The 15,145-nt window shown below is 69.6% G+C and carries 17 protein-coding genes; 11 read left to right on the plus strand and 6 right to left on the minus strand.

Annotated features, from left to right (window positions below):
* The first annotated feature begins 24 nt into the window (after positions 1 to 24).
* The 10 genes from AC0IZJ_RS23445 to AC0IZJ_RS23490 all read left to right on the plus strand — a co-directional run bounded on the left by AC0IZJ_RS23445 (position 25) and on the right by AC0IZJ_RS23490 (position 10,671).
* A complete protein-coding gene (locus AC0IZJ_RS23445) occupies positions 25 to 1,893 on the plus strand; it encodes a TonB-dependent receptor plug domain-containing protein (protein ID WP_471853982.1) in 1,869 nt (622 codons plus the stop codon).
* A 13-nt stretch (positions 1,894 to 1,906) separates the two neighbouring features.
* Positions 1,907 to 2,464, plus strand: a complete 558-nt coding sequence (cobU, locus tag AC0IZJ_RS23450; RefSeq protein WP_471853983.1) for a bifunctional adenosylcobinamide kinase/adenosylcobinamide-phosphate guanylyltransferase — start codon at positions 1,907 to 1,909, stop codon at positions 2,462 to 2,464.
* Positions 2,457 to 3,314, plus strand: a complete 858-nt coding sequence (locus tag AC0IZJ_RS23455; RefSeq protein WP_471853984.1) for an ABC transporter substrate-binding protein — start codon at positions 2,457 to 2,459, stop codon at positions 3,312 to 3,314. Before cobU ends, AC0IZJ_RS23455 begins: the two co-directional genes overlap by 8 nt.
* A 5-nt stretch (positions 3,315 to 3,319) precedes the next feature.
* Positions 3,320 to 4,294, plus strand: a complete 975-nt coding sequence (locus AC0IZJ_RS23460) for a FecCD family ABC transporter permease (RefSeq protein WP_471854044.1) — start codon at positions 3,320 to 3,322, stop codon at positions 4,292 to 4,294.
* Positions 4,291 to 5,049: an ABC transporter ATP-binding protein gene (locus AC0IZJ_RS23465; protein WP_471853985.1), complete on the plus strand. Its 759-nt coding sequence runs from the start codon at positions 4,291 to 4,293 to the stop codon at positions 5,047 to 5,049. Before AC0IZJ_RS23460 ends, AC0IZJ_RS23465 begins: the two co-directional genes overlap by 4 nt.
* Positions 5,050 to 5,057: 8 nt before the next feature.
* Positions 5,058 to 5,627 carry a cob(I)yrinic acid a,c-diamide adenosyltransferase gene (cobO, locus tag AC0IZJ_RS23470; protein WP_471853986.1) on the plus strand — a complete coding sequence of 190 codons (570 nt, stop codon included), beginning with the start codon at positions 5,058 to 5,060 and terminating at the stop codon, positions 5,625 to 5,627.
* Between the two features lie 625 nt (positions 5,628 to 6,252).
* Positions 6,253 to 7,176, plus strand: coding sequence for an adenosylcobinamide-phosphate synthase CbiB (gene cbiB, locus AC0IZJ_RS23475; protein ID WP_471853987.1), 924 nt, complete (start codon positions 6,253 to 6,255; stop codon positions 7,174 to 7,176).
* A complete protein-coding gene (locus AC0IZJ_RS23480; RefSeq protein WP_471853988.1) occupies positions 7,173 to 8,162 on the plus strand; it encodes an aminotransferase class I/II-fold pyridoxal phosphate-dependent enzyme in 990 nt (329 codons plus the stop codon). Before cbiB ends, AC0IZJ_RS23480 begins: the two co-directional genes overlap by 4 nt.
* A complete protein-coding gene (locus AC0IZJ_RS23485; protein ID WP_471853989.1) occupies positions 8,159 to 9,607 on the plus strand; it encodes a cobyric acid synthase in 1,449 nt (482 codons plus the stop codon). The genes AC0IZJ_RS23480 and AC0IZJ_RS23485 overlap by 4 nt, the downstream gene beginning before the upstream one ends.
* Positions 9,608 to 9,621: 14 nt before the next feature.
* Positions 9,622 to 10,671 (plus strand): S1/P1 nuclease, encoded by a 1,050-nt coding sequence (locus AC0IZJ_RS23490; RefSeq protein ID WP_471853990.1) that lies wholly within the window; start codon positions 9,622 to 9,624, stop codon positions 10,669 to 10,671.
* A gap of 13 nt (positions 10,672 to 10,684) precedes the next feature.
* Here the strand turns inward: AC0IZJ_RS23490 and AC0IZJ_RS23495 are convergent, their stop codons facing one another.
* From AC0IZJ_RS23495 to hisF, 4 genes are all read right to left on the minus strand, one after another.
* On the minus strand, positions 10,685 to 10,933 hold the full coding sequence (locus AC0IZJ_RS23495) for a YfhL family 4Fe-4S dicluster ferredoxin (RefSeq protein WP_471853991.1): 249 nt from the start codon (positions 10,931 to 10,933) through the stop codon (positions 10,685 to 10,687).
* 124 nt (positions 10,934 to 11,057) lie between these two features.
* On the minus strand, positions 11,058 to 11,564 hold the full coding sequence (gene coaD, locus AC0IZJ_RS23500) for a pantetheine-phosphate adenylyltransferase (protein ID WP_471853992.1): 507 nt from the start codon (positions 11,562 to 11,564) through the stop codon (positions 11,058 to 11,060).
* Positions 11,561 to 12,109: a 16S rRNA (guanine(966)-N(2))-methyltransferase RsmD gene (gene rsmD, locus AC0IZJ_RS23505; protein ID WP_471853993.1), complete on the minus strand. Its 549-nt coding sequence runs from the start codon at positions 12,107 to 12,109 to the stop codon at positions 11,561 to 11,563. Before rsmD ends, coaD begins: the two co-directional genes overlap by 4 nt.
* 2 nt (positions 12,110 to 12,111) lie before the next feature.
* Positions 12,112 to 12,873, minus strand: coding sequence for an imidazole glycerol phosphate synthase subunit HisF (gene hisF / locus AC0IZJ_RS23510; RefSeq protein ID WP_394478955.1), 762 nt, complete (start codon positions 12,871 to 12,873; stop codon positions 12,112 to 12,114).
* Between the two features lie 121 nt (positions 12,874 to 12,994).
* Here hisF and AC0IZJ_RS23515 point away from each other — a divergent pair, with 121 nt between their 5' ends.
* Positions 12,995 to 13,570 (plus strand): CHRD domain-containing protein, encoded by a 576-nt coding sequence (locus AC0IZJ_RS23515; RefSeq protein WP_471853994.1) that lies wholly within the window; start codon positions 12,995 to 12,997, stop codon positions 13,568 to 13,570.
* A gap of 112 nt (positions 13,571 to 13,682) precedes the next feature.
* On the opposite strand, the gene hisA is transcribed toward AC0IZJ_RS23515, so the two are convergent.
* Both hisA and hisH read right to left on the minus strand, forming a co-directional pair.
* Positions 13,683 to 14,432 (minus strand): 1-(5-phosphoribosyl)-5-[(5-phosphoribosylamino)methylideneamino]imidazole-4-carboxamide isomerase, encoded by a 750-nt coding sequence (hisA, locus tag AC0IZJ_RS23520; RefSeq protein WP_471853995.1) that lies wholly within the window; start codon positions 14,430 to 14,432, stop codon positions 13,683 to 13,685.
* A gap of 65 nt (positions 14,433 to 14,497) precedes the next feature.
* Positions 14,498 to 15,145, minus strand: coding sequence for an imidazole glycerol phosphate synthase subunit HisH (gene hisH / locus AC0IZJ_RS23525; RefSeq protein ID WP_471853996.1), 648 nt, complete (start codon positions 15,143 to 15,145; stop codon positions 14,498 to 14,500).

Raw genomic sequence — 15,145 nt, forward strand, 5'->3', positions numbered from 1 at the left:
GTTGATCGTTTGCGTTCCCCTTCCATGTCTCCATCATTCTTCGCGGCCCGTCGGCCGCTGCTCGCCCTTTCCGCGCTGGCGCTGGCTGCGTCCGCCCACGCTCAGAACAAGCTCGACACCGTCGTCACCACCGCCACGCGCACGCCGCAGAAGCTGTCCGAGGTGCTGGCCGACCTGACCGTCATCACCCGCGCCGACATCGAACGCCAGGCCGCCGCGAGCCTGGCCGACCTGTTGCGCAACAACGGCTGCGCGGAACTGACGCACAACGGCGGGGCCGCTTCGACGACGTCGGTCTTCCTCCGCGGCGCGGACAACCGGCATACGCTGGTGCTGATCGACGGCGTCAAGGTCGACTCCCAGTCCACCGGCGGCGCCAGCTGGCAGGGCCTGCCGCTGTCGCAGATCGAGCGTGTCGAAGTGCTCAAGGGCCCGGCCAGCGCCATCTACGGCTCCGACGCCGTCGGCGGTGTGGTGCAGATCTTCACGCGCAAGGGCGGCAGCCGCACGAGCGCGGACTTCGGCGTGGCGGCCGGCAACCTGGGCCTGTACAAGGCCGATGCCGGCGTGTTCGGCGCCGCAGGCATCTTCGACTACGCGCTGACGGCCACCATTGAAGGCACCGACGGCTTCAACGCCACCGTGGACTACCCCGGCTCCTTCAGCTACGTGCCCGATCGCGACGGCCACCTCAAGCGCCAGGCCATGCTGCGCGTCGGCGCGCAACTGAGCGCCGCGCACCGCGCCGAGGCGCTGGTCATGCGCACCTACACCGTGGGCCAGTACGACGGCTCCAAGTCGCGCCCGCTGGTGGACGACCTGAGCAAGCAGGACGCCGATGTGGCGCGTCTCGCCTGGACGGCGCAGTGGACGCCCGACCTGCAGACGCAGCTGAGCTTTGGCGAATCGCGTGACCGCTACGAGACCACGCCTTCACCCTACCTGACCGACACCCGCGTGCGCAATGTCGCGATGACCGGCTTCTACAAGCTGGCCGCCGGGCAGCAGCTGAACTTCACGGCCGAGCGCATCGAGGACAAGCTGGAAAACAGCGGCCTGGTGACGGCCGGCGTCGGCACCCGCCACCGCAACGGCGCAGGCCTGGGCTACATGCTGTCGGCCGGCGCCTTCGACCTGCAGGCCCATGCCCGCCATGACCGCGACAGCCAGTTCGGCGACGTCAATACGGGCACGCTGCTGGCGGGCTTTGCCGTGGCACCGGGCCTGCGCGTGGTGGGCTCCATCGGCAACGCCTTCCGCGCGCCGACCATCTACCAGCAGGGCACGGTCTACGGCCCCGACCTCGGCAAGCCCGGCGTCTCGCCGCTTGAAGCCGAGCGCGGCCGCAACATCGAAACCGGTCTGAAGTGGGCCAGTGGCGACCACGAACTCTCGGTCACGGCCTACCGCAACCGCGTCAGCAACCTGATCATCTTTGGCGCAGCCGGCAGTTGCAACAGCAGCTTCGGCTGCTACCAGAACGTGTCCAAGGCGCGGCTGCAGGGCGTGAGCCTGGCGGGCGCCACCCGGCTTGCCAACGTGAACCTGCGCGGCACGCTCGACGTGCAGAAGCACACGGACGCGGCCAACGGCCTGCTGCTGCCGCGCCGCGCCAAGCGCCTGGCGACCATCAACGCCGACACGGCGCTGGGCGCTTGGATTCTGGGCGCCGGCGTGACGGCTTCGGGCGCTCGCTTCGACAACGCGACCAACACGCGCAAGCTCGGTGGCTATGCGCTGCTGAACCTGAACGCGCAGGTGGCGGTCAGCCGTGAGGTGAAGCTGCAGCTGAACCTGGACAACGCCTTCAGCCGCAAGTACCAGACAGCCTATGGCTACGCCTCGGCGCCGATGACGGTGCAGGCCTCGCTGCGCTGGACGCCGCAGTTCTGAGCTGGTTGAAGCCATGAGCGCACACCAACTCATCGTCGGCGGCCAGCGCAGCGGCAAGTCGAGGCAGGCCGAGAGGCTGGCACTGCGCTGGCAGGCCGATGGCGGGCGGGTTACCGTCATCGCCACCGCGCTGGCAGCTGACGAAGAGATGCGTGTGCGCATCGCCCATCACCGCGCTTCACGACCGGCCGGCTTCGACACCCGCGAAGCGCCGCTGGCCCTGAGCGCGGCGCTGCAACAGGCGGACGACGCGGGCACGGTACTCGTCGTCGACTGCCTAACGCTGTGGCTCACCAACTGGCTGATGCCGATGAGCGACGTACCCGACACCGCCGGCTGGCAGGCCGAGCGGCAGACGCTGCTCGACCTGCTGCCAAGGCTCACCTCGCCAGTCGTCTTCGTCTCCAACGAGGTCGGCTGGGGCGTGTCGCCGCTGGGCCGCGAGGTGCGTGACTATGTCGACGAACTCGGCCGGCTCAACCAGGATGTGGCACAGCGCTGCGGCCAGCTGACACTGATGGTGGCGGGCCAGGCCTGGACCCGACCCGTTGAGGATTCAAACCATGCTTGAACGTCTGCTGCTGGCGCTGCTGCTGGCCTGCGCCCTGCCTGCGGGCGCCGTCGAGATCAAGGACGACCTCGGCCACACCACGGTCATCACGGCCGCACCGCAGCGCATCGTCAGCCTGCTGCCTTCGCTGACCGAGACGGTCTGCGAACTGGGCGCTTGCGCGCGTCTGGTGGGCGTGGACCGCTACTCCAACTTTCCCGCCCAGGTGAACGCGCTGCCCAAGCTCGGCGGCATGGAGGACACCAATGTCGAGATGATCGCGTCGCTGAAGCCGGACGTGGTGCTGGTGGCCGTGTCCTCGCGCGTGGCCGAGCGGCTGCGGGCTTTGGGCATGAAGGTCATCGCACTGGAGCCGCGCTCCTACCGCGACGTGCAGCGCGTGCTGGGCACCATGGGCCAGGTGCTGGGCGTGCCCGATGCGCAGCGCGTCTGGCGCCACATCGAGGCCGGCGTCGCGGCTGCGGCCCGCAGCGTGCCGCCTGCAGCGCGAGGCGTGCGCGTCTATTACGAAGTGGCCAGCGGCATCTGGGCGGCCGGCACCGTCTCCTTCATGGGCGAAACGCTGACGATGCTGGGTGCCGGCAACATCATCCCGCCGGAGCTCGGACCCTTTCCCAAGATCAATCCAGAGTTCGTCGTCAAGGCCAACCCGGCGCTCATCATGATCGGCCAGCGCGGCTCCGAGGGCCTGGCGCAACGCCCGGGCTGGGACCGCATCGACGCCATCAAGCGCGGCCGCATCTGCGTCTTCAAGGCCGAGGAAGGCGACATCCTCGCGCGCCCCGGCCCGCGCATGGCCGAGGCCGCGCAGATCATGGCCAGGTGCCTGCGCGAGAAAGCTTCTTCGTGACGAACATGCGCCCTGCGCTGCTGCTCGCGCTGCTGCTTGCCGTCGGCGGTGCCGGCGTGCTGGCCGGCGTGCTGACCGGCAGCACCGGCTGGGCCGATCTTCGCGATGACGGCATGAGCGTCATCCTGTGGCAGATCCGCCTGCCGCGCTCGCTGGGCGCCTGGCTGGCCGGTGCGTTGCTGGGCATGGCCGGCGCGATGGCGCAGGGCCTGTTCCGCAACCCGCTGGCTGACCCCTATCTGCTGGGCAGCGCGTCGGGCGCGGGCCTGGCCGTGGCCATTGCGCTGGCGCTGACGGGCATCTCTCCGCAGACCTCGTCGCTGCTGGCCCACGTCGGCCTGACCGGCATCGCCTTCATCGGCACGCTGGTGGGCGTGGGGCTGACGCTGGTGCTCGCGCGCGGCGTGGAGCAGACGCTGCGCCTGCTGCTGGCCGGCGTCGTCGTCGGCGTGGTGCTGAATGCGCTGACCGGCCTGGCCACGCTGTGGGCACCAGACATCCTGCGCGCCATGCAGTCCTTCCTCCTCGGCAACACCGGTCTGCTGGGCTGGAGCAGCGTCATGGTGATGGCCGCCTGCGGCGCGGCGGCGCTGGTCGTCGGCCTGCTGGCCAGCCCGGCGCTGGACGCGCTGACGTTGGGCGAAGCCACCGCAGCCTCGCTCGGCATCCGCATGGGTCTGATGCGGCTGCTGCTGATCTGCGCCTTCGCGCTGGCCACCGGTGCGGCCGTCGCCCAGACGGGCATCGTGGCTTTTGTCGGCCTCGTCGCGCCCCACCTCGTGCGCGCGCTGTGCCCCATGCTGCATGGCCGCCTGATCATCATGTCCGCCGCCGCCGGTGGCGCGCTGCTGCTGGCGGCGGACGTGCTGGCGCGCGGGCTGATCCGGCCGCAGGAACTGCCGGTGGGATTGGTAACGGCCTTGTTGGGCGGCGTCTATCTCCTCGTACTGATGCATCGCCGCGGAGCACCCAGGCGATGAGCGCATTGCAAGCTCAAATCAAGCACGTCCGCATCGACGGCCGTGACCTCATCAGCGACATTGACCTGCACATTCCGCAAGGCCGCTGGACGGCCATCGTCGGCCCGAACGGCGCCGGCAAGTCGACGCTGCTGCGCGCCGTGGCTGGCCTGCAGCGCTGCGAAGGGGCCGTGCAATTGGCGGGTAAGCCGCTGGCGGAATGGCCGTCCCGCGAGCGTGCCCGCCACCTCGCCTGGATGGGCCAGCAGGAGACCGGCGCCGACGACCTGACGGCGCTGGACGTCGTCATGCTCGGCCGCCTGCCGCACCGCCCCTGGCTGGCACCGCCCACCGCCGCCGACCACGCCGCCGTGCAGGCCGCCATGCAGTCCACCCAGAGCTGGGCCTGGCGCGAGCGGCGGCTCGGCTCGCTGTCGGGCGGCGAGCGGCAGCGTGTGCTGCTGGCCCGCGCGCTGGCCGTCGACGCACCACTGACGTTGATGGACGAGCCCCTCGCCCACCTCGACCCGCCCCACCAAGCCGAATGGATGGCGCTGGTGCGCGAGCGCGTGGCCGCCGGGCACAGCGTCGTCAGCGTGCTGCACGAGTTGCACCTCGCGCTGCAGGCCGACCACCTCGTGCTGATGGCCGACGGCCGCATCGTGCACAGCGGCGCGCCGGCCGATGCGGCCACGCACGCGGCGCTGCGCCAGGTCTTCGGCCCGCGCCTGCACATCGCCCAGATCGAGGGCCGCTGGGTGGCCCTGCCCTTTTGAGAACCACCATGCAGATCGAACAACCTCCCATCGACCGTGAGCGCGTCATCCCGACCGCCGAGCGCCGCGGCCTCGTGCTCGTGCACACCGGCGACGGCAAGGGCAAGAGCACGGCCGCCTTCGGCCTGGCGCTGCGTGCGCATGGGCGCGGCAAGCCGGTGCTGATTTATCAATTCATGAAGGTGCCCAGCGCCCGCTTCGGCGAGCACCGCGTCTTTGAGCAGCTGGGCGTGCCCATCATCGGCCTGGGCGATGGCTTCTCGTGGAAGAGCAAGGACCTCGACCACTCCGCCGAACTGGCCCGCGAGGGCTGGGCACGTGCCGAGGCCACCATCCGCGGCGGCGACCATTTCCTCGTCGTGCTGGACGAGATCATGTATCCGCTGCGCTATGGCTGGGTGCCGCTGGAGGCGGTGCTGGCCTGCCTGCGCGAACGGCCGGAGCATGTGCATGTGGTGCTGACGGGGCGGGGCGCACCGGTCGAGCTGATCGAGCTGGCGGATACGGTGACGGAGATGACGCTGGTGAAGCATCACTACAAGGCGGGGGTGCCGGCGCAGCGGGGCATTGAGGATTGAAGTTGAGATGTTGGGTTGTCATGACTCGCGGTGGCTTGATGGCCAGGCCCAGCCGGGGGTTCGTCCCGGCGGCCGACTCACTTTTTGCGCCGCCAAAAAGTAAGCAAAAAGCTCTCCCCTGCGAAACCGCCCCTGTCGGGGTTCCCTGCGATGCTCGAAGCCCGGGGCCGCACCCAACTCACTTCGCTACGCTGCGTTCAAACAAAGGGGTGCGAAGTCAGAGCTTGAACCTCGCTTCGCTCGGGCCCCGGGCTTCTGCGCTTCTCGGCGGTTTAGAAGGGGAGGCTCCTGAACAGCCGCAACAGCCAACAGCCAAGCCCGAAAGCCGGGTGGTGGATGTATTTCTGTATGCCCCCTTTAGCCCCGCCGAGGAACGGAAGACCCGAAGCCCGCGAGCGAAGCTCGCCTCAAGAACTGACTCGCGACGCTTGTTTGAGCAGAGCGTAGCGGCGCGAGTTCGGCGCGGGGCTTCGGGGCTGAGTACCGCAGGGGACCCGAAGCGCAGCGCAGGGCGGGGCGGTCGGGGGGAGCTTTTTGCCTACTTTTTGGCGGCCCAAAAAGTAGGTCGCCCGCCGGGGCGAAATCCCGGCATGGGCCTGGCCGCAAAGCCACAGCAGGCAAGCGCATGAACACCCTGCTGCTGCCCCTGGCCATGCTCATCGCCCTGCTCATCGACCGAGCCTTCGGCGAGCCTCCAACCTGGGCGCATCCGGTCGTCGGCATGGGCCGCTATCTCGGCCTGTTCAAACTCACCAAGCTTCCGCCGGCACTGGCATTCATCGCCGGCGCCCTCGCCTGGCTGATCGGCGCCACGGCAGTCGCCTTCATTGCGCTGTGGCTGTCCGGCTGGGCGCTGCTGGCACTCCAGCCCTCCACGTCACCGCTGCGGCTGCTGGCAACAGCCGCACTGCTCGGCCTGTTGCTCAAGCCGCTGCTTGCCTGGCGCATGCTGGCCGACGAAGCCATGACCGTGGAGACCGCCTTGAGCGAATCGCTAGACGCCGGCCGCGCCAGGCTCTCGCGACTCGTCAGCCGCGACACCTCGGCGCTGAGCGAGACGGAAGTGCGCGAAGCCGCCATAGAGACACTGGCCGAGAACCTGAACGACTCCGTCATCGCGCCACTGTTCTGGTTCGCGCTGCTGGGTCTGCCCGGCGCCGCCCTCTACCGGTTCGCCAACACGGCCGACGCGATGTGGGGCTACCGGGACGAGCGCGAGTGGAGCGGCAAGTGGGCGGCGCGCGCGGACGATCTGCTGTCCTGGCTGCCCGCGCGGCTGACGGCGCTGCTGCTGCTGCCGCCCTCGCTACCCGCACTTCTGCGCGAAGCCCGCCGCACGCCGTCGCCCAACAGCGGCTGGCCCATGGCCGCCATGGCGCTGCGGCTGGGCGTGCGCTTGAGCAAACCGGGCGTCTACTCGCTGCATGCCAACGGGCAAGCTGCGGCGGCCGGCACGCTGCAGGCGGCGTGCACGGTGGCCCGCCATGCCGTCGTGGCCGGCACCGTGCTGATCGCCGCGCTGGCCTGGGCGCTGAGGATGCCCGCATGACCCCTTTGCAAGCCGAACACGGCGGCCCGGACGGTGGCCCGCCGGTGGCACATGACTTCTCGACCAATGCCAGCCCGCTGGGGCCTCCGCCTGCGCTGATGAACGCCGTTCAGCAGGCCGACCGCCATGCCTACCCCGACCCGCAATACGGTGCGCTGCGCCGGCGCCTGGGCGAGGCCCACGCGAGCGAACAGGAACTGCTGCTGCCCACGGCCGGCGGTGCCGAGGGTATTCGCCGCCTCACGCTGGCCGCCCTGCTGGCTGGCCGGCGCGAGGTGTGGGTGCCGCAGCCGGGCTTTGGCGACTACGCCGCTGCGGCGCACGCGCTCGGGCTGGCGGTGAAGCCCTATGCCGAGCCGGCCGACATCCGCCCCACGGCGTCGGCGCTGGTCTGGATCTGCGAACCCTGCAACCCGACCGGCGCGAGCGTGGCGGCCTGGCCCGACCTCGACGGTCACCTCGTGGTGGTGGACCGCGCCTATGAGCCGCTGCGCCTGCTGGGCAACATGCCAGCGCTGCCGCCTCGGGCCTGGCAGCTGTTCTGCCCCAACAAGGCCCTGGGCCTGACCGGCGTGCGTGCCGGCTATCTCATCGCCCCTGCTGCCGACGCCGTCTGGACGCATGCGCAAGCCCTGGCGCCCAGCTGGGTGCTGTCGGCCGAAGGCGTGGCGATGCTGTCGCACTGGCATGACGACGCGACCGCTGCCTGGCTGGCCGAGGCGCGCATCCAGCTGGGTGAATGGACGACCCAGCAACGCGCGATGCTGGCTGCACTGGACTGGCAGCAGCGGCCCAGCTGCACGAATTTCTGGCTGGCCCGCCCGCCGCAACAAGAAATCGCCACGCGGCTGCGTGAACAGGGCGTGCGCGTGCGCGATGCCGCCTCGTTCGGCCTGCCCGGCTGGGTGCGCGTATCCGCCCAGCCACCGGCCGCGCAGCAGGCGCTGCAGCTGGCCCTGCTTGCGACAGAAGGAGAGGATTCATGAGCCATCGAGGCAAGGCCGTCATGGTGCTGGGCACCACCAGCGGCGCGGGCAAGAGCTGGCTGGCCACGGCGCTGTGCCGCTGGTATGCCCGGCAGGGCCTGAAGGTCGCGCCCTTCAAGGCGCAGAACATGAGCAACAACGCGCGCGTGGTGCCTGGTCTGAATGGAGGAATGGGCGAGATCGGCAGCGCCCAGTACTTCCAGGCCCTGGCCGCGCGCCGGGTGCCCGAGGTGCGCATGAACCCCGTGCTGCTCAAGCCCGAGGCCGACACGCAGAGCCAGGTCGTCGTGCTGGGCGAAGTGGACGCCGCGCTGTCCCGCATGCCCTGGCGCGAGCGCAGTGCGCTCCTCAAGCCGCGTGCGCGCGCCGCGCTGCTGGCGCTGATGGGCGAAAACGACGTCGTCGTCATCGAGGGCGCCGGCTCGCCGGCCGAGATCAACCTCGCGCCCAGCGACTACGTGAACCTCGGCACTGCACGCGACGCCAATGCCGCTTGCCTGCTCGTCACCGACATCGACCGCGGCGGCGCCTTCGCCCATCTCTACGGCACGCATCAACTGATGCCGGCCGACGTGCGTGCCCAGGTCAAGGGCTTTGTGCTGAACCGCTTTCGCGGCGACGCCGGCCTGCTGGCGCCCGGCCCCGAGCAACTGCAGGCGCTGACCGGCGTGCCCACCATCGCCACGCTGCCGATGTGGCGAGGCCACGGCCTGCCCGAAGAAGACGGTGTGTTCGACGACAGGGCCACCGGCAGCGGCGGCCTGCACATCGCCGTCATTGCCTACCCGCGCCTGTCCAACCTCGATGAGTTCCAGCCGCTGCGCCAGCTGCCCGGCGTGCGCCTGTCGTGGGCACGCGAGCCACGCGACCTGAACGGCGCCGACTGGATCATCCTGCCCGGCAGCAAGTCCACCGCTGCCGATCTGGCCTGGCTGCGCGCGCAGAAGCTCGACCTGGCCATCAACAGCCACCGCGGCCGCGTGCTGGGTATCTGCGGCGGGCTGCAGATGCTGGGCGAGGCGCTGATCGACACGCATGGCGTGGACGGCAACGCGCCCGGCCTGGGCCTGCTGCCGCTGGTGACCGTCTTCGAGACCGAGAAGCTGCTGCGCAGCACCGCCCTGCACTTCGGCGCGACGGACGGCCCCTGGGGCGCGCTGGCCGGTGTGCAGGCGGAGGGCTACGAGATACGCCACGGCCGCACCCAGCCTCACCCGGGCCTGCCGCCGCCGCAGGTCGCGCTGCGCAACGCGGCGGGCGAGGCCATCGGCTGGCAGGCCGGACGCGTGCTGGGCGTCTACGCACACGGCCTGTTCGAGCAGCCGGCCGTGCTGCAGGCGCTGTTCGGCCAGGCCGGCCGGCCGCTGGATGCCGTGTTCGACGGCCTGGCCGATTTCATTGACCTGCACTTCCAACCGGGCAGACTCGCGGGGCTGATCGCATGAAGAAGGAGTTGCCCGTGTACCGCCGACTTGCCGCCTCCTTGCTGCTGGCCTTCGCCACGACCGCACATGCCTGGAGCGGCGCTGGCCACCAGACCGTGGGCGCACTGGCCGAACGGCTGCTGCAGGGCACGCCCGCCGCGCAGCGCGTGACCCAATTGCTGGGCGAGGTCACGCTCGCCCAGGCCGGTGTGTGGCTGGACTGCGCGCGCGGCATCGACCCAGCCAGGGACTTCGACTACACGACGCGCGGCCGCTACGCCGAATGCGCGCCGTTCGAGACCGACGCCGGCATCGCACAGCTGCGCGCCTTCGTGCAGCGCAACTACCGCCAGTGCCAGCCCGCGCCCGGCGCCGAGGACTGCCACCGCGGCTACCACTACGCCAACCTCGCCTACCAGCGCAGCCGCTACCTGCCCGGCAGCACCGGCGCGCGGCCGGACGACATCGTCGGCGCCGCTGCGGCGGCCATCAGCGTGCTGCAGGGCCGGGCGGCACCGGCGCCGTTCGGCTTCGATTCGCCTCGCGACGCGTTGCTGGTGATCGCCCATCTGGTGGGCGACCTGCACCAGCCGCTGCACATCGGCTCCGTTTACCTGGACGCGCAGGGGCAGCCAGTGGATCCCGACAAGACCGGCCTGGATCCCGCCACGTTCACGCGCGGCAGCAACCAGGTCGTCATCACGGCCCGCCCACCCACGGGCGCCGCCGGCCTGCAGGCCGTGGCGGCCGGCTGGCGGATGCCCAACCTGCATGGGATCTGGGACGGCGTGCCCGCCTCGCTGGCGCCGGCCGGCATAGACGCCGCCTGGCTGAAGGACGCGCGTCAGGTGCCGGTCACGCCCGGCGACATGGCCGGCTGGCCTGCGCGCTGGGCCAGCGAAACGCTGGACCAAGCCCGCCCGGCGCTACACGACCTCGCATTCGGCCCCCGCCAGGGCGAGCTCTGGACCGTCCAGCTGCCGCCCGACTACGAGGCCCGCATGGCCGCGATCAAGCGCCGGCAGCTGACGCTGGCCGCCGCACGACTGGCGCAGATCCTGCGGGCGACGCTGGGCGCACCGTGATGTGCCAACGCGCTCAGGCGGCAGTCAGGCGCTGGTACTTCCGCAGCAGCGTGTCACGGCTCTCGATGTGCGCCGGGTTGATCGGGATGCAGGCGACGGGGCAGAGCATCACGCACTGCGGCTCGTCGAAGTGGCCGACGCACTCGGTGCATTTGCCCGGCTCGATCTTGTAGAACTCCTCGCCCATCGAGATTGCGTTGTTCGGGCAGGCAGGTTCGCAGACGTCGCAGTTGATGCATTCGTCCGTGATCATCAGAGCCATGCTCGGCCTCCATCGGGCTGGCGGACGAATACGGCAAGCGCCTGCATGCGCTCGCCGCGCTCGGCGGGGCAAGGCATGCCTTGCCGATTCCCGCCGATCGTGTCGGTAATCATCAAAGCCACGATCAGCCCGCCTTGAACTTGTCGTTCAAGCGCGCCAGCACCCCCGGCGACACGAACTCCGCCACCTCGCCGCCCAGCGTCGCAATCTCGCGCACGAAGGTGCTGGACGTGTACTGGTGATGCTCGCCGGGCGTCAGGAAGATGGTCTCCACCTCGGGCATGAGCTTGCGGTTCATGCCGGCCATCTGGAACTCGTACTCGAAGTCGCCGCCCGTGCGCAGCCCGCGCACGACGACGCGGCCGGCGTGCGCCCGCACGAAGTCGCGCAGCAGGCCGTCGAAGGCGCAGACCTCGACATTGCCTTGCGGGCAACTCCGCGCCGCAGCCTCCTGGACCATCGCCAAACGTTCGTCCAGCGGGAACAGCGTCTTCTTGTGATGGCCGACGGCCACCGCCACCACCAGGCGCTCGAACATGCCGGCCGCGCGGCGCATCAGGTCTTCGTGGCCGAGGGTGATCGGATCGAAGGTGCCGGGGTAGATGGCCGTGATCTGCGTGCGGGAGGTCATGAGGCCGGATTGTCCTCGCGCCGCAGCAACTGGTAATGAACCGCGCCGGCACGGCCCTGGCGCCAGCTGGTGAATCCGGCCGGCGCGGTGATCTCGCGTGGGGACTCGACGTAGATCAAACCGCCTACGGTCAGCAGCGGTACGGCGGCGGCAAGCGCGCGGTCGAACAGCTCGTCCGCGAACGGCGGGTCGAGAAAGATCAGATCGAAGTGGTCGGCGCTCGCCGTCATCCAGTTCAGCGCGTTGGCGCGGTGGATGGCGATGCTGGTGGCCTGCAAGCGCTTCTGGCTGGCCCGCAGCCCGTCCACCAGCACTGCCTCGCGCTCAAGCATCACCACGGCATCCGCCCCGCGCGATGCCGCCTCGAAGCCCAGCGCCCCGCTGCCCGCAAAGGCATCCAGCACGCGCCACCCGGTCAGCGTCTGGCCCAGCCAGTTGAAAAGGGTTTCGCGGATGCGGTCTGCCGTGGGGCGCAGGCCCGGCAGGTCAAGGACGGGCAGCTTGGAGCGCTTCCACTGGCCGCCGATGATGCGGACTTCACCCATGGCTACTGGCGCACCGGGATGCCGCGGGCGGCCATCAGCGCCTTGGCCTCGCCCACCGTGTGCTCGCCGAAATGGAAGATGCTGGCGGCCAGCACGGCATCCGCGCCGCCGAGGGTGATGCCATCGGCAAGATGATCCAGCGAGCCGACGCCGCCCGAGGCGATGACGGGCACGGGCACCGCGTCGCTCACGGCGCGGGTCAGCGCCAGGTCGAAGCCGCTCTTGGTGCCGTCGCGGTCCATGCTGGTCAGCAGGATCTCGCCGGCGCCGAACTCGGCCATCTGCTTGGCCCATTCGACCGCATCCAGGCCCACGTTCTTGCGGCCGCCATGCGTGTAGACATCCCAACCTGAGCCGTCCGCGCGGCGCTTGGCGTCGATGGCGACGACGATGCACTGGGCGCCGTATTTGTCGCTCGCAGCGCGGATCAGCTCGGGGTCGGCCACGGCGGCTGAGTTGAAGCTGACCTTGTCGGCCCCGGCGTTCAGCAGCCGCCGCACGTCGGCCACGGCGCGCACGCCGCCGCCCACGGTCAGTGGAATGAAGACCTTGGACGCGACCGCTTCGATGATGTGCAGGATGAGGTCGCGGCCATCGCTGGTGGCGGTGATGTCGAGGAAGGTCAGCTCGTCGGCGCCCTGCTCGTTGTAGCGGGCGGCAATGTCCACCGGGTCGCCCGCGTCACGGAGACCGACGAAGTTGACGCCCTTGACCACGCGGCCGGCGGTGACGTCGAGGCAGGGAATGATTCGTTTGGCGAGCATGAGAGGGGGACGGAAATCGAACCCGGATTATTCCTTTGCTGATTAGGGCTTCGCAGCGACGCGGGAACATCGCTCAATCGCGGTTGCACGACCCACAACCTGCCACCTCACGGAGACAACGATGAGACTGCTTTCTTCCACCCTGCTCGCCGCAACCCTCGCCCTCGGCGCCAACGCCGCCTCGGCGCATTCCACGGTTTTCACGGGCACATTTGCGCCCGAAGCGGTGGGCGCCACGGGCTCGGGCACGTTGAGCCTGGAGTACGACGATGACGGGCACACGCTGCTCATCAACGCCACTTGGGCCGGGCTGTCGGGCACGACCAGCAATGCCCACATCCATTGCTGCACCGCAGTCGCCAAGACAGGCACCGCCGGTGTCGCCCTGGCGCAGGGCGGACTGCTGCCGGATTTCCCGCTCGGCGCGTCCTCCGGCTCCTACGTCAAGATCATCGACCTGACGCAGAGCAACCAGTACAGCGGCACCTTCCTGACCGCCAGCGGCGGTACGGCGGCGCTGGCCGAAGCCCGGCTGATCGCCAACCTGACCTCGGGCAACGCCTATTTCAACATCCACAGCACCACGTTTCCCGGCGGCGAGATCCGCACCTTCGTCACCGCTGTGCCGGAACCCGAAACGTATGCCCTGATGGCCGCCGGCCTGGGCTTGCTGGCGCTTCGCCGACGCAGGACCTGATCTCGGAGGCCGTTCGGGCCGAGTGCTGGGCCGCTCCAGAGCTGGCCATCTGCCGATGTGCTTGCCGGTCGATCCGGCAAGCGTCGGCGTTCCCTCGGACGAAGGGGAGCGTTCAGCCGGCCGCAGCCATGAGTTCGTCGGCCCGCACCTGGGCGGCGGCAAAGTCCAGCGCGCCGGTGTAGATGGAGCGGCCGCAGATGACGCCCTCGACGCCATCGCCGAACACCGCGCACAGGCGCTCGATGTCTGCAATGTCCGAGAGGCCGCCGGAAGCCACCACGGGGATGGTCAGCGCCTGGGCCAGCTTGACGGTGGCTTCGATATTGATGCCCGTGAGCATGCCGTCGCGGCCGATGTCGGTGTAGATGACGCCTTCGACGCCGTAGTCCTGGAACTTCAGCGCCAGGTCGACGACCTCGTGGCCGGTCAGCTTGCTCCAGCCGTCGGTCGCGACCTTGCCGTCCTTCGCGTCCAGGCCGACGATGATGTGGCCGCCGAAGGCAGTGCAGGCATCCCGCAGGAAGCCGGGGTTCTTGACCGCAGCCGTGCCGATGATGACGTAGCTGAGGCCGTCGTCCAGGTAGCGCTCGATGGTGTCGAGGTCGCGGATGCCGCCACCGAGCTGGATCGGGATCTCGTCGCCGATCTCCTTGATGATGGCCTTGATGGCCGGCTCGTTGACCGGCTTGCCTGCGAAGGCGCCGTTCAGGTCCACCAGATGCAGGCGCCGCGCGCCGGCGTCAAGCCAGCGCCGCGCCATCGCAGCGGGGTCCTCGCCGAAGGTGGTGGAGTCGTTCATGTCGCCTTGCTTGAGGCGGACACAGCGACCATCTTTCAGGTCAATGGCGGGGATCAGCAGCATGGCCGGGAGCAGCGTGGGATGTGCGTGGGAAGGTGGGCGAGAAGGTGCTGATCAGTGTGAGCCAATCAGGGCTTCCAGTGCAGGAAGTTGCGGTAGAGGGCGAGCCCCAGCGCGGCACTTTTCTCGGGGTGGAATTGGGTCGCAAAAATGTTATCCCGGGCCACTGCGCAGGTAAAGCGAGCGCCGTAGTCGGTCTCGCCGGCGCTGTGTTCCTGCAACGCCGTGGTCGCATAGAAGCTGTGCACAAAGTAGAACCAGCTCTCGTCCGGAATGCCGGCCCACACCGGGTGCGCACGCGGCTGGTGCACGCGGTTCCAGCCCATCTGCGGCACCTTGAAGCGGCTGCCGTCGTCCTGCAGCCGGCCTTCGAGACGGAAGCGCTGCACGCGGCCCGGGATGAGCCCGAGGCCCGGCGTGTCCTGCTCTTCGCTGTGGTCCAGCAGCATCTGCATGCCGACGCAGACGCCCAGCAGCGGCTTGGTGGCGGCGGCTTCGAGCACGGCCTCCTTGACGCCGGAGTCCGCCAGCTCGCGCATGCAGTCGCGCATGGCGCCCTGGCCCGGCAGCACGACGCGCTCGGCCTTGCGCACCACTTCGGGGTCACAGGTGATGGCCACATCGAAGCCCTGGCCCGCCGCGGCGTGGATGACGGCCTGAGACACCGAGCGCAGATTGCCCATGCCGTAGTCGACGACGGCGACGGTTCGGGTCAT

The organism is Roseateles sp. AC306, from assembly GCF_979253795.1.

Excerpts from the sequence above, each read along its gene's own strand:
- AC0IZJ_RS23445 (WP_471853982.1), top strand. The coding sequence starts at position 25 with ATGTCTCCATCATTCTTCGCGGCCCGTCGGCCGCTGCTCGCCCTTTCC.
- cobU (WP_471853983.1), top strand. The coding sequence starts at position 1,907 with ATGAGCGCACACCAACTCATCGTCGGCGGCCAGCGCAGCGGCAAGTCG.
- AC0IZJ_RS23455 (WP_471853984.1), top strand. The coding sequence starts at position 2,457 with ATGCTTGAACGTCTGCTGCTGGCGCTGCTGCTGGCCTGCGCCCTGCCT.
- AC0IZJ_RS23460 (WP_471854044.1), top strand. The coding sequence starts at position 3,320 with ATGCGCCCTGCGCTGCTGCTCGCGCTGCTGCTTGCCGTCGGCGGTGCC.
- AC0IZJ_RS23465 (WP_471853985.1), top strand. The coding sequence starts at position 4,291 with ATGAGCGCATTGCAAGCTCAAATCAAGCACGTCCGCATCGACGGCCGT.
- cobO (WP_471853986.1), top strand. The coding sequence starts at position 5,058 with ATGCAGATCGAACAACCTCCCATCGACCGTGAGCGCGTCATCCCGACC.
- cbiB (WP_471853987.1), top strand. The coding sequence starts at position 6,253 with ATGAACACCCTGCTGCTGCCCCTGGCCATGCTCATCGCCCTGCTCATC.
- AC0IZJ_RS23480 (WP_471853988.1), top strand. The coding sequence starts at position 7,173 with ATGACCCCTTTGCAAGCCGAACACGGCGGCCCGGACGGTGGCCCGCCG.
- AC0IZJ_RS23485 (WP_471853989.1), top strand. The coding sequence starts at position 8,159 with ATGAGCCATCGAGGCAAGGCCGTCATGGTGCTGGGCACCACCAGCGGC.
- AC0IZJ_RS23495 (WP_471853991.1), bottom strand. The coding sequence starts at position 10,933 with ATGGCTCTGATGATCACGGACGAATGCATCAACTGCGACGTCTGCGAA.
- coaD (WP_471853992.1), bottom strand. The coding sequence starts at position 11,564 with ATGACCTCCCGCACGCAGATCACGGCCATCTACCCCGGCACCTTCGAT.
- rsmD (WP_471853993.1), bottom strand. The coding sequence starts at position 12,109 with ATGGGTGAAGTCCGCATCATCGGCGGCCAGTGGAAGCGCTCCAAGCTG.
- hisF (WP_394478955.1), bottom strand. The coding sequence starts at position 12,873 with ATGCTCGCCAAACGAATCATTCCCTGCCTCGACGTCACCGCCGGCCGC.
- AC0IZJ_RS23515 (WP_471853994.1), top strand. The coding sequence starts at position 12,995 with ATGAGACTGCTTTCTTCCACCCTGCTCGCCGCAACCCTCGCCCTCGGC.
- hisA (WP_471853995.1), bottom strand. The coding sequence starts at position 14,432 with ATGCTGCTGATCCCCGCCATTGACCTGAAAGATGGTCGCTGTGTCCGC.
- hisH (WP_471853996.1), bottom strand. The coding sequence starts at position 15,145 with ATGACCCGAACCGTCGCCGTCGTCGACTACGGCATGGGCAATCTGCGC.